The sequence below is a fragment of the Bacteroides sp. AR20 genome, assembly GCF_964250605.1.
Lineage (GTDB): Bacteria > Bacteroidota > Bacteroidia > Bacteroidales > Bacteroidaceae > Bacteroides > Bacteroides uniformis.
On the sequence record NZ_CAXUGK010000008.1, the window covers coordinates 34,625 to 49,342 of the forward strand.

The window sequence follows — 14,718 nt, forward strand, 5'->3', positions numbered from 1 at the left end:
AAAGTTTCCTTCAAAAACGGGTCTCCCCGATGTTGAAACAAAAGGGCGCTTTTGATTACCCTAAAAGACAATATGTTTCCGTAAGGGGTATCTTTTGTTATCTACCCTCTCTTTCCTGATAAACAGAGGGCAAAACACCGAATTCATCCTTGAAATATTTGCTGAAATACTTGGGGTTGTTAAAGCCCAACTGATACGCTATCTCCGATACATTTTGCTGACTCTCGCGCAGCATCTGCGCCGCTCTTTTCAGACGGATGACACGGATAAATTCAATAGGTGTCTTACCGGTTATCTGCAAGAGTTTCTTGTAAAGATGTACCCGGCTCATACCCAACCCCCGACTCAACTCTTCTACGGACAAGTCACACCGACCGATGTTCGCCTCCACATATTTGATGGCATTTTCCACCAGCTTTTCATCCAACGAAGTAATGGCTATTTCACTTGGTTCGGGGTCGATGAGCGACTTTGCCTTGCGCTTCTTGCTCAGGTCAATCAGCTTGCGCATACGCAGAATCAGGATTTCCACATTGAAAGGTTTCGTCACATAATCATCTGCACCGATGGTCAACCCCTCCACTTTATCTTCCACAGCCTGCCGTGCAGTGAGCAATATCATCGGAATGTCACTCGTGCGTTTATCGGTCTTCACCCAGCGACACAGTTCATTTCCATCCATCTCGGGCATCATTACGTCGCTGACAATAACATCCGGCATCAGTTCCGGTATTTTCTGCCAAGCTTCCCGGCCATTAGAAGCTGACTGTATACGGAAATACAAGCTCAGACTATCTTTCATGAAGGCAACCAAATCTTCATTATCATCCACAATCAGGGCCAACGGCTTCTCTTTTTCATCTTCATTATCCTCCTCCATATCGTCCGGCAAATCATCCGGAAGCGGTTCCTCTTCCATATCCGGCAAAAGTTCCTCATGCTCTTCCACCTCTTCTGCAAGCGGTGCAGGCTTGGAAGGACTTACATGCACATGTTTAACCGGAAGCTCAATCAGGAACACACTACCGGACCCCACATTGTCAACAACGCGCACCGTGCCCTCATGCAGCGTCACAAAGTCGCGTACCAGGCTCAAGCCAATACCGCTACCCGTTGACTGGTGTTCCGGTTCTTCCTGCTCCACCTGATAGAAACGTTCAAAAATTCGCTCCTTGTCTTCATCCCTAATGCCAACACCGGTATCCGATACCTTTATCAGCAATCTTCCGGACATCTCTTTCGACATTTCCAATGCCACATCCACACGTCCCCCGTCCGGGGTAAATTTGAAGGCATTGGATAGAAGATTCATCACAACTTTACCAATTTTATCCTCGTCGAATGACATATTCAGCGATTCCATGGCCGAAAAGAATGTCAGATGTACATGTTTCTTTTCAGAAAGCATCAGGAAAGAAGCACAGATGCTACGCACATACGCCACAATATCCCCCTCGGACAAAGTGAGATGCAATCCTGCCATCTCATTCTTACGGAAATCGAGCAACTGGTTGACCAAATTCAACAAACGCTGCGCATTGCGGTACATCAGTTGCAGCTTGCCATGCAGTTTTTCGTCCGTAATCTCCTTCATCATACTTTCCATCGGCGATATAATCAGCGTAAGCGGCGTACGCAACTCATGGCTGACATTCGTAAAAAAGCGGAATTTCATCTGGCTCAACTCCTCCCTCTTCTTCGCATCTTCCTCTATCTGGCGGATTCTGAACTTATTACGTTCCCTCCGTTGTACGGCATAAAGTGAAAAGGAAACAACTCCTACTATCAGAAGAGCATAAACGATATATGCCCACGGAGTCATCCAGAAAGGCGGAAGAATGACAATCTTGAGCGAAGCCTCTTCAGTGCCCGCATATCCGTCACTGTTTGTAGCCTTCACTTTTAAGATGTAAGTCCCCGGAGCCAGATTGGTATAGGTAACGCGATGCATATCGGACATACTCGTCAGCCAGTTCTCATTAAATCCTTCCAATTTATAGAAATACTGTGTCTTTTCGGGCAGCACGAAATTGTCCGACGCAAACAGCACCGTGAACACATTCTGCTTATAATCCAAGACAACTTCTTCTGTTTCATTCAAAGCTTCCTTCAAGATGACACGTCCTGCATACTCCTTGCCCACCTTCACGTCTTCATTGAACAACTGGAAACCGGTAAACATAACCTTGGGCAACGTACGGTTATACTTTATGTTGCCCGGCTGGAAGCGATTCAGCCCATACAGTCCTCCCACTACAATCTCGCCCGTATGCAGTCGTTTGAGGGAACGCTGGTTGAAGTCACAACTCTGCAACCCGTCCTTGTCATTATAGGTATAGCAACGGAACACGGGCTGCTCCGTCTTGCTGTCAACGGACAACACCACGTTTATCAGTTCTCCTCCGGTGCTGATCCATATACTTTTGTTTTCATCTTCCGTAATACCTAATATCAATAGTTTGGAGAAACCGGGCTTGATAGGCACTTCGTACAATTCATCCCGTTTGCTGTCATATACATTCAAGCCTTCACGCGTGGCTATCCATAGCAAACCGCGACTATCTTCGTAAACTTGATTGATATTTTGGTTGGAAAGTCTGGTCTTACCCGATTTTGTACCTGCAAAATTTGTAATCTCGCCGGTCCTCAGGTCCATGAAAGCCATCCCTGCCGAAGTACCGATAACCAGATTATTGTCACAGCTGATGCAGAGGGATGAGATATAGTCCGACACAAGGTTTGAATTACCTGTAGAATAGGTGGTAAATATCCCCGTCTGAGGATTCAGGTATTGCAATCCTCCCCCCAACGTACCGATCCAGATATTTTTGTCCGCATCTTCTGCCAATGCCCATACATTGTCGTAGACCAGTGAGTTACTGTCTCCCTTACGGGACCGGTAATGGATAAAGCGGTTCCCATCATAGCAATTCAGTCCGCCCCAGAAAGTACCTGCCCACACTCTGCCGCTACTGTCCCGAAGAAGGCAGACTATGACATCACTCGAGATAGAGTGGGGATCTGCCGTATGCGAAAAAACCATACGTTCATCTGTCACGCTATTCCAGCGCACCAGCCCGCGGTCGTTGGTTCCCAGCCATACGATGTCACCGCCTCCGTCCTCCACGCAATTGATGTCGCCTACATCGGCAATACCGAACTTGAAAATGCTTTCATTATAGAAAGAGATGCCTTTCTTGTAGGTTCCCACCCACATCGTACCGGCCTCATCTTCATAAAGAGCCGTTATTGTATTGTTGGACAGAGTACGCCCGTTATTAGGTTCATTCGCCAGACGGATTTTCCGTCCCGCCGGTTCTATCAATTCAACGCCATCCTGATCCCTGCCTACCCATATACATCCGTATTTATCCTGTGCCACTGCACGTACGGTATTGTAGGTGTCCGTTCGGGGAGAACGCTGTTCCCAAACCTTCTGAGAAAGGCTATAAATCCACATCCCCTCCACACTGAATATCCACGCCCGCCCACTATGGTCGACAAACAAATCAAAGGTAGCATTCTTTACTTCCCTGCAATCTTCGGCAATGTCCGGATTGGTCCACTTGATATTTTGCTTTTCCTCATCTATACAAGCCAAGATACCGTTACTCAGAACCAGCAGGATTCCTTCGCCGCATTCTTTCATGTCGGACACTTCGGCTTTCGCAAGCAGTTCATCCGCCCCCTTTACTGCTACGGCATTTTTCTGTTCCTCTCTATAGCTGTAAACACCTTTACCATTAATATAGATCCAGAAAGTCTTTTCCTTATCAATATAGATAAGCGAAGGATTTCCGGTCAGACCGATGTTCCACATCCAGGCTTCCACATTACGGTCAAAAACATCGGAAGCCGAGTTGTAAATGGCATACCCGCCTCCCGTACGTATCCACAAATTACCGGACGTATCTTCTTGTATATCCTCGACATAACTATCGGGAAGAGATTTCTCATCATCTTTCTGGCTGCGATAAATCTTTATATTGTAACCATCATAGCGGTTCAGCCCCGAAGCTGTACCAAACCACATGAATCCGTTTGAATCTTTATAAATAGCATTAACCTGATTATTGGAAAGTCCGTCTTTCACTTCCAAATGTTTAAACATGTAGTCGTGTGAAGCAGCAGAGAAACATACCATCCAAACCCACAAGAGCAGTAGTTGCAGTCTTTTCATACTATCAGAGCTAAGGGAAGTTATTTTTATTGCAAATGAAGTGAAAAACGAACAGAAAAGCAAGAAAAGGCAAGGATTTTTAAAGAAGGAGAAGCATATCCCTCGCGGACATACTTCTCCGTAACCAATCAAAAAAACTATATCAACAATCCTTGTAACCTATAAAACCTATTTGTATGATACTTTTAAAAACTGTCTTTTATTCTATCCACCACTCAATCAATAAGGGTATTGACCGGCTGCGGCTCCCTTCATGATGCCCTCAATGGCATAAGCCTCCTTCGCCGTACCCGTACCACGGTTCATGTCACCGCCGGTTTCCCAATAAAAGGGGACACAACCGTGGTTTTTCGCCTCTCGGGTGACTACCTCATTCCAATAGGAGCGGCTCTTGTTATGCATCTCCTGGTCAATATCAGGATAGGCAAGTTCAGAAGTCCCCTCTATCTTGTCTTCTTTTGCCCACTTCATGGCACTATACTCGCCTACAATCACAGGAATTCCCTTATCTGCATAGGCCGTTTTCATCTTCTGGAATTGCTGCTTCACATAATCTTCTTCGTAACCGGTGGCATTATGAATGGAACCGGATACATGATTATCCTTACCCCAATAAAGGAATACATTGCTCCAGGTTTCGTCATGGTTCATCATGGTGAACTGATAGGGATCATAGAAGTGAACTTCCACCATCAGACGGTCGGGTACCTCATCCTTGGGCATCGTGTAGTCATTCACCGTCTTGTCAATATTGGTATAAGGACCTTGCACAATCAGACAACGGCTCGCATTATTTCCTCCGGTGGCACGCACGGCATCAATGAAGGTCTGTTCGTATTTCAAGATGACATCTATGGCCGATGTGCCAACGTTCCCCTGGTCTTGCTGTCCGGGTTCGTTACATCCGGCAAAGAGCAGGTGTTCGTCATAAGCATTCAGTTTATTGGCAATCTGTGTCCAGATAGCTTTCTGCTTGGCATCTACTTCGCTGCTGTAACCATGGGTGATACTCTCTTCAAGCCAACCGCCATCCCAATGGATATTGACAATGGCATACATATCATTGGCTACACAGTAGCCCACCACTTCGCTCACCCGGTCGAGCCATGCAGCATCTATCTCATAGGTCGATGGATTCACAATGTAGTAATCCCACGCGCAAGGGATGCGCACCGCATTAAATCCCAATGCCTTCAGCCCTTTGATATATGCCTCACTCACTTTAGGATTTCCCCATAACGTTTCGCTCGCTATCTTGTTCTTGTTATCACAAGCTTCCAGCGTGTTGCCGATATTGATACCTGCATACATCTTGGCGGCAAGTGTCCTGGCATCGCTTTCCATATTGCCGGTTTCGCCCGCACCCTGCTTTACGGCCACAGTCTCCGTCAGGCTACCCAAAGTAAAAGAGATATGGCCTTCGCGCGCTCCCAAAGGATTGGGAGAGACGGTAAACTTGAAAATCTTGTCTTCCATGGCACGGGTATTGACCGCCTTTATCCAAGAAACATCGGAAACGGCTTGTACGTCACCATTGGTTTCCACCACCACAGAAACATCTCCTCCCGCAGCTGGCAGGTCGAAAGAGGTAGAGTTGGATATGATTAATCCGTCCGCAGCCGTTTGTTTCACTGTGAAGCTCCCTACTTCGCTGCCTCCGGCTTTCACCGTTACCTTGGCTTCACGGTCACTCGTGTCCGTATTGGCTTCTGCCATAACGGTATACTTCAAAATACTACTCGAAGCAGAACTTTCGGCAGTAACCTTACACCACTCCGGTGCACTGCTGGTAACTTCCAATGCAACGTTCGACTTGATGTTCAGCGTACTTGTTCCTCCGGTCTTGGAGAAAGTCATTCCATCCGTCAGAATGTTCGCGGGAATCGTTATTTCTGGAGTCACAGTATCATCATTGCCGGAACATGCGGCAACGAAAGAAGAGAAAAGCAGTGCCGACAGCACCAGGCAAATTTGGAATTTTTCAATGATATTCTTCATCATGTCTTTACGTATTAAAAATAATGGTTAAATCAGTGAGAGCAAAAGTAGCGGAAAAGGCGGAAAACACACCGATGCCATGTTATCTGCAACGGTATCATTTGTTTCCGAATAGGGCTCAAAAGTTATCATTGAATGACATCAGACACATCCGGCTTGCTTGAACCGAAAGAATACTTTATTTTTGTGTATAAACACTTCCTTCAACTACCCTGATTCATATATCTGATAAACTATTTAAAATACAATGCATTTATGAGAAAGATGATGTTACTTTTAGGACTGGCGCTCAGCCTGTCCTGCTTTTCACAAAACCGGCAAGGTTATCAAAATCCCGTTATTCCCGGTTTCCATCCCGACCCGAGTATCTGCCGCGCAGGAGATGACTTTTATCTGGTCAACAGTAGTTTCCAATATTTCCCGGGCGTACCGTTGTTCCACAGCAAAGACCTCATCAACTGGGAACAAATCGGACACTGCCTGACGCGCCCCTCACAACTGCCGCTTCACGACGCCGGCCCATGGGGAGGAATCTATGCACCTACCATCCGCTACAACAGCGGTACATTCTACATGATTACCACCAACGTGTCCGACAAAGGCAACTTCCTTGTACACACTACCGACCCGCGTGGCGAATGGTCAGAACCCGTATGGCTCAAGCAAGGCGGTATAGACCCGTCCCTCTATTTTGAAGACGGCAAGTGTTACCTCGTCAGCAATCCGGGCGTAGGTATCTATCTGTGCGAAATCAACCCCAAAACCGGCGAACAACTCAACGAGTCCAAACGCATCTGGAACGGCACGGGCGGACGGCACCCTGAAGGGCCGCATATTTACAAGAAAGACGGATGGTATTATCTGCTGATTTCCGAAGGCGGCACGGAATACGGCCACAAAGTGACAATAGCCCGTAGCCGCGATATAGACGGCCCGTACGAAGAGAACCCCGCCAATCCCATCCTGACCCACATCAACAAGAATGCACAAAACAGCCCGATACAAGGAACCGGCCATGCCGACCTGATACAAGCCCCTGACGGTTCGTGGTGGATGGTGTGTCTCGCTTTCCGTCCGCAAAGCGGCAACCATCACCTGCTGGGACGCGAAACGTTCCTTGCTCCCGTGCGCTGGGACAAGAATGCCTGGCCGGTAGTAAACGGAGATGGCACAATAGCCCTGCAAATGGATGTGCCAACCCTACCGCAATATCCTCTTGCCCCCAAGCCTGCACGCACCGATTTCAAAAACGGCAAATTAGGTCCCGAATGGGTTCATATCAGAAACTATCATCCGGAAAACTATACCTTTGCTTCCGGTAACCTCCGTCTGAAAGCAACCCCCGTAAACCTGAACAACGGGAAAGGCAGTCCTACTTTTGCCGGCCGCCGGCAAGAACATATCGACTTCACAGCCACCACTTCCATGCAACTGAAAAAAGCCGCCAGTGGCGACGAAGCCGGCCTGACGGTCTACATGTTCGAATCGTCCCATTACGATTTATTAGTCAAGCAATTGGCAGACGGGAAACAAGCTGTAGTATTGCGCTACCAATTGAATGAATTGACCCATACGGAAAAGGAAGTTATTCTGCCCCAGGGGAAAGTACAACTCCGTGTAAAAGGCAGCAACGAAATCTATTCGTTCGAGTATGCCACAAACGGAAAGGACTTCAAAGAACTGGGCCGAATGAATACGCGCTATATCAGTACAGAAACTGCCGGTGGCTTTACGGGAATCATGCTGGGATTGTATGCCGTCTCCGGTTCTCAAACCTCAAAAGCATATGCAGACTTTGAATACTTTGATTACGAAGGAAAATAGCAGCCAATCTTAGAGAAAGCCCCTGCTTTTCTCCGCTTCCGCCCTTTTGTCTGTCCGGTTCAGTACAAAGATTCATGAACGGCCCACTTAGGTGAACAAGTTTGTTCACCTAAGTGGGCTGATTTGTTCACTACTATGAACAAGGCGGACCACTTTAGTGGAGATACCATAAAATCACTATGTTTATCGCAATAAGTACCCATCCCGTCCGAACAAAGTACAAGGCAAAGAGCTATCAAAGCGCCGCCTTACGGACCACCTCCTTTATTTTATTCTCTCTATGGTTCTTCAATCTATATCAGAACGATGCACACCGGTGAGGGCAAAACAAAAAATCCGGCATGGCCTGCATCCCGGATTTCCTATCTAACCAGTATATTTCCGTCTATCCCTCTTACCATTCAGGAACAGAGAAAAGAGTGTGGAACGTGAACTTCACTTCCATAGAACTGCTGAAACCAAGTTCCTTGATAACATCACCATCAGGAGTACCGAAAGCGCACCCTTTATCCTTTGTTGTCCCATAGCAATTCCAAAGTTCCAGACGATACTTCGGGGATTCATTGGCATCGAGCACTTTGGATGCATCAAATGTCACTTCCTTGCCATCCAGATAGAGGTTGTCAAGTGTGGCATGTAAACCGGGGAAATACTTGTAAATGTCAGCCACTTCAACGAAGGTCATGATGGAACCTGCCGCATAGTCGGCAGATTCGTACTTAATGTCGAACTGAGAAGCCACAAGGCTGTACTGGAAGTTCTCGTATTTCACCTCGAACGTAGCTCCTGCGTTATATCCCCATGCACTTCCCCAATCCGGATTGACAGTAACCAGATTGGGCGTATAAATACCTGCACCGGTACCGTCGGTAATGACGGTGCAGACAATCTCAAGCTTCTCCTTGAAATGGATGGCAGGCTCGGTACCTTGATTTTCTACATTGCTGAACGGACTGAGAGGAACAGCATTGCCTACAGAACCCGCCCCATAAGCATTGAACAACTGAACACGGTACTTGCCGTTTCCTTCAATGTCGCCATAATAGAAGCGGTTGGCATCAAACCGGATGGAAGTACCGTCCAGCTTGATGTCGTCAATGCGTACAAACGAATTGGGATAGCGCTTCGCCATACCGGCAAAGTCAAGCGTAAACACCATAGCATCGGTACAAGTTCCCTCGAAAACAAACGTGTGCTGTCCAGCCAAGTCTTCGGGTGAAATGGCTACAAGCAGTGCATCCCAACTTCCTGCCCATGATGAATCGGCGATATTGAGCAATACAGGAACCTGCGCATCGGCATCGGCCTTGGCCTGGCTGTAATAGTTCAACGAATAGCCATAGTCGCCATCGGGCAGGGCAATCTGCAGGCCGTCGGCAGTCAACGACAGAATGTTCAGCTTACCACTCTTCGTGCCAATCCAAGTATTGGCACAAAGCACATCTATGTCGATGTCAATCACTTTATTCGCCTCGTCAATCGTAAACTTACCGGTTTCATCGGTCACGGTACCGTCTTCGGCAATACGATGAATATTCACCGTACCGTCCTCCTTGAGCTCCATATAACCATAGTCCTTTCCGTAAGTATAACCTATCCAGCCATTATCCGTACCCATCTCCCAATGAATCTGCTGTTCAATGTTGGGTTGTCCGTTGGAAACCGTACTCCAGTTGTCCGTAACACCCCACTGCGTGAAAGGTCCTTCAAACGCGTGCTGCTTACCGTCCTGGCCATTGTCAAGATACCACTTCTGATAGAGCAGAGCCTTGTTGAACGGTACGTTCTTGGCTGTGGAAACAGCGCGTACAGCCATACCTTGATAAACTGCGGCAGTGATACGGTGATTGACAGAAGCTGCAAACTGGTAACCTACCGCAAATTCTGTATTGGAAGAGTTGACAGTACCGGTGAGGTAATATCCTTCAGTACCCAGCGCTGTCACATCGTTTGCCACACGCGTACCGGCTGCAGGCAGGAAGATGGAATTACCATTAGGACCGGTGAACTTGAAACCTGTCACTCCATTCTGCTCAGTCCACTCTTTCTGGCACAACGTGAAGAGTTCCTCGAAATCATCGGCAGTAGGCAGTGTGGCACGCCCTTGAAATGCACGGAAAGCCAAGTCGGAAGCCGTTTTATAAGTATCGGCCGAAGCATAGTCGGCAGGGTCGATGCTATTGTTGCATCCGGTCAGGTCACCGAATCCGAAAAGGCCACCCAGTCCAGTCTCGCTCTTGGCACCCACATTGAAGCGAGCCCACTTCACGGAGAGTCCCAGGTCGACAAGGTCATTGTCGAGATCGAAGTCATAGGCAGGAGTAGTGAAGCTCTTCACCTCACCATACACAATGCCGCTACCCAGATTGAGGTAAGCCGCATAATAGTATTGCGTTTCGGGCACCAACCCTTCATGGACGAATGAATAGCTGTCCTTAAGTTCCTCACTCTTCACTATAAGGCCTGCACGAACCGCTTCTACATCGGATGAAGTAGAGATAACAACACCACAAGTAGCATCGGCCGTAGCATCGGTCAATGTCCCACCCAATACAGCCGAGGCGAAGTCGACAGATGCGGCATCGGCAGTAGCCACCTTGGCATCGGTGGTGAGCAAGCTTTTCACCTCACCTTTGTAATACACCTTACCCTGCAAGCATACATAAGCCTGATAATAGAGCGTAGAGTTATTGTTCAACCCGTTCAACTGAGCACTGAAGGCGCTGCCGTCATAAGCAGCCTGCACGTCCTCGGGCAGGTTGTCTTGCGCAAAACCATAGAAGAAGCCGGTCTTATAGCTTCCGGCATCCATGCCATCCAACCCGGAGAGCGTGGCATGGAGTGTAGCGGTAGTGGCGGTCACATCGGACGACCCCGTCACCACCGACGATTCGTTCAGAATCGGGGTGGTGTGGATAGTATAGTCGTCATCTTCACTGCACGAAGCCAGCGAAAGACCCAGTACAAATGAAAGTATTCCTAAATATATCTTTGTCTTCATATATACTAAATTCATTTAAGTGGTTATTCAATGGTCATCGAAATTATCTCAACCTTCACATCCGGCTGTCCGTCTTCGGTGGCAGCCACAGTAGCAAGTCCCTTATTCTGGATACCGATACAGATACAACTGCTTCCTTCGTAAGTCACAGTGGCACCGGTGGTATTGGTCACGGACACAGTCTGTACAGCTCCTTCGGCAGTATCAAAGGCCACGGCATGAGCCAGGTTGTAGCAGTCATCTTCCCAAGCATTTCCGATGTTATTGTCCATAATCACGGTCTTAGGAGTCGCGCCCTCGTTCCAAGTGATTCCACTCAGCACTTTGTACTGTATCTTCAGCGTCTGGTTCTTTTTCAACTTCACCTTCGTGATGTCGATCGGCCATCCCGCGTCACCACCGCCCCAAGGATTGTAGAACTGCAAGCGCAAACGATCGGGATTTCCGTCACCGAAAAGAATTTGTACCTTGCTGTTGTCTACCTTGATTTCAGTAGGCCCGGTAGGTCCGGTAGCGATAGGTTTGTAGTTGAGGTTGGCACAAAGATAAGAATCCACGGCTCCCTTGTCATTGGTCGTTGCAGGCACACCCATCTGGAAAGAGCTGGTGACATCGCAAGCCATTACGGTAAACTCGCTTCCCTTCACTTCCACCGTGCGCTTATCACCGGTAGCGGTGAGGACGGTTATCTCAACCGGATTGCCGTCGGCATCCATAAATTTCAATTTGCCGTCTTCAATGGCAAGCTTACCGGCATTGGTACCGTCATCCCATTTGTAGCCATCGGCCGTGCTGCTCAATACCAGCTCATAGTCGGCAATGGAAGCATCGGCCACAGGTGCCCATGAAGAACCGTACTGTCCCTTCACTACGCTTTCCCAAGCAGCAGAGCCACCATTCCACCATGTCCAGTCATAAGGTTCTTCATCATTGATGAGGAAGCGTGCCTCATTGCCCACATAGGTGACACCGTTGATTTCAGTAGTGAACAGTTTGGTTGCCAAATCTTCAATGGCAGGCTGTTGTACTTCGGCAGGCTGAAGCAAACCCGGATCTTCAGTCGGTATGATACTGGGGTCATTATAAGCCTCTTCGGAAATGAAGTTCCACACCAGCCACCACCGACCTTCGCTATTGGTACGCATCGTAGCTACCTGCAGCAGATAAGGAGTACATTCTATAATCTTGATGTCGTTGGTATAGTTGGAACAGACATCATCAAAACCCTCGTTATGCAATGAATAGGTACCGCCATAGAAAGATATGACAGGGCGTTTCGGGTCAGACACATTCAAGTTGAAAGTTCCGGTGGCATCCGTCGTGCCCGAAGCAGCCACCCGATGAAGTTCCACCGTACAGCCTTTCACAGCATCCAGGCCGAAAGTGATGTACGACTGGAAATAGGGGTCGTCTGCCGGAATGAGCCACGATTGGATACCCGGATCCCAGTTGGGAGCCCAATTGGCGCTACCAATCATAAGGTCGGTAATATTGCTTCCATCATTTTTCACATCAGTGTGGCTCATGTACATCACCGGTCCCGAACAACGGCCAATACCAAAGTTCTTGTCAATGGGAACCCACTTACGGCTCTTGCCCACTCCACCTGCAAGGTTAGCCCAGATAGGGTCTTCGAGCATGGCAAAGTTATTGGTCTCTACCTTGAAGGTATATGGTTCGCCATATACCGGACCTGCCGGTGTGGAAGCGCCGAAAGTCACGCTATATTCTCCGGCAAAAGGAAGTGCCAAGTCAAGAGTGGTCTTTTGAGAAGGACCGCTTGGAGTGACCCACAAGGGAGTGGCTCCCTTGATGAGCGAAGTCAGATGAATCGTATTAGGATCATTGGCATCAGGGGTCACCGTATAGGCGATACCTTCCACCAAATCATCGGAAACATAGGTTTTTGCCCCCATCTCGTACTCTTCGGGCGAGCAAGCGGAAAATATCAAAGCCGCTCCTGCCAATATGGAAAAGAATGATTTAAGTCTCATATCTTATTGTTTTTATTTTTTATTTACTCTATTAATGGTACTCACCATCCGGGATTCTGCACAAGTACACTCTGTGAAAGGTTAATTTGATTATAAGGAATCTGGCTCAAGCCTTTGGTGGCTTTCACACGGTCGACCCGTATGGTTATTGCATCATCAGCGCCTCCACTCTTCACCTTGACACCATTCAAGGCGAGCTTCTCGGCTGCCACGTCTATACCTTGACGCAGGAGATCCCAATAATTAATGCTTTCAAAAGCAAATTCAAGACGACGTTCTTCCATAATAGCTTGTTGAGACACACTCTTAGCTTGATAGTTGGCCGATACTGTTCCGTTGTCATCAACCTGATAAGCACGCTTACGCACTTGGTCGAAATAAGTTTGCGCATTGGGGCTACCCAGTTCTGCGGCCATCAACAATACGTCGGCATAACGGATAAAAACGTAGTCTTGGCGGTTCTGTGTCTGGAAGTCACCGCTACCATCCTGCTTACCGGCATGGCTTCCATCGGCATAGCAAAGGGGAGCATACTTCTTCACAGCATAGCCGGTATATTCACGCCAGTCATTAAAACTGGTGGTAAAGTCGGCCGAACCGGTGATTCCTTCCCCTACCAAATCAATGATAGAAGCCGAACGGCGGAGGTCACCAGTGGGAAACGCTTCCACAAAATCAGGATTTACCGTCAATGCGCCCCATCCCTTGCAATAGGGAGCAGCATTAAGCTGGCGCATACCCAACATCACCTGCCAACGGTTGGAGTCATTATTCCCGTTATAATCCTGAGTAGCGGTAAATTTCAACGCAAGAATGGTTTCCTTGTTTCCATCACCGGCATATGTACCCTTCAAAGTTTCATAGTCTCCTTTTTCGGCCACTTTTGCAGAAGAAGCCGGCCATAAATTCTTGAATTGCGGTACCAAACCATATTCTCCTGAAGCGATTACGTCTTCTACAGCAGCCAAAGCTTCGGCACGAGTCACCTCTACAGGTTCTTCACCGTAATATCCGGTATAGAAAAGATAGGCACGTGCCAGCAAAGCCTCGGCGGCATATTTTGTAATATGTCCGTCGTTCTTGGTATAGTCGGCCTTGGGATAAGCGTCACCGGGAATATTCTCGATAGCATATTTTAAGTCAGTAAATATGGCACTGAACACCTCTTTGGCAGGTGAAGGAGCGCGATTTTCGTTTACCGGTTCCAGAAAGAGTGGGATATTCCCCCATAAACGAACCATATCCAGATAAAGCAATGCACGCAACGTACGACATTCGCCCATATAGATACCACGTTTGCTATCCGATTCATTCCATACAATCTGCTCTTCATGAGCTATCAGCTCGTTGCAACGATAGACGCCCGCATAATAATTTTTCCAGTCACCTTCGTATAGGTTGAGGTCAGCCGGCGATTGGGAGATGTCAAAACGGTCAATGGCCTGATAGCCACGTCCATCGGCATTTCCGGTAGCGCCAAAACACTCGGCACTCATCACCTCGGAAGCCATATAAAACCCTACCATCATGGCTGATGAAGTCTGGCGCCAACCATCATAACAACCTATCAGAGCACGATAAGCATCTTTTTCAGTCTTATAGAATGTACCGGTTGAAGATTCAGTCTTCGACGTAACATCGAGAAAACTGTCGGTACACGAAGCCAGTCCCAAACTCAGGAGCAGGACACTTGCCATAAATATATTTTTGTTTTTCTTCAT

The 14,718-nt window shown here is 47.9% G+C and carries 6 protein-coding genes; 1 reads left to right on the plus strand and 5 read right to left on the minus strand.

What is annotated here, in order from left to right; all coding sequences use genetic code 11:
- Window positions 1-97: 97 nt before the first annotated feature.
- On the minus strand, window positions 98-4,180 hold the full coding sequence (locus ACESTD_RS06190) for a two-component regulator propeller domain-containing protein (protein WP_373158794.1): 4,083 nt from the start codon (window positions 4,178-4,180) through the stop codon (window positions 98-100).
- Window positions 4,181-4,399: 219 nt separating this feature from the next.
- The gene (locus ACESTD_RS06195) at window positions 4,400-6,181 is read right to left on the minus strand and encodes a cellulase family glycosylhydrolase (RefSeq protein WP_373158793.1); all 1,782 of its coding nucleotides are present in this window, start codon (window positions 6,179-6,181) and stop codon (window positions 4,400-4,402) included.
- Window positions 6,182-6,433: 252 nt separating this feature from the next.
- Here ACESTD_RS06195 and ACESTD_RS06200 point away from each other — a divergent pair, with 252 nt between their 5' ends.
- A complete protein-coding gene (locus ACESTD_RS06200; RefSeq protein ID WP_057253881.1) occupies window positions 6,434-8,002 on the plus strand; it encodes a glycoside hydrolase family 43 protein in 1,569 nt (522 codons plus the stop codon).
- A 394-nt stretch (window positions 8,003-8,396) separates the two neighbouring features.
- Here ACESTD_RS06200 and ACESTD_RS06205 read toward each other — a convergent pair whose 3' ends face one another.
- The 3 genes from ACESTD_RS06205 to ACESTD_RS06215 are packed head-to-tail and all read right to left on the minus strand — an operon-like array spanning window position 8,397 to window position 14,718.
- Window positions 8,397-11,018 carry a hypothetical protein gene (locus tag ACESTD_RS06205; RefSeq protein WP_195288532.1) on the minus strand — a complete coding sequence of 874 codons (2,622 nt, stop codon included), beginning with the start codon at window positions 11,016-11,018 and terminating at the stop codon, window positions 8,397-8,399.
- An 8-nt stretch (window positions 11,019-11,026) separates the two neighbouring features.
- Window positions 11,027-12,997: a hypothetical protein gene (locus tag ACESTD_RS06210; RefSeq protein WP_373158792.1), complete on the minus strand. Its 1,971-nt coding sequence runs from the start codon at window positions 12,995-12,997 to the stop codon at window positions 11,027-11,029.
- A gap of 41 nt (window positions 12,998-13,038) precedes the next feature.
- A complete protein-coding gene (locus ACESTD_RS06215) occupies window positions 13,039-14,718 on the minus strand; it encodes a RagB/SusD family nutrient uptake outer membrane protein (protein ID WP_195288531.1) in 1,680 nt (559 codons plus the stop codon).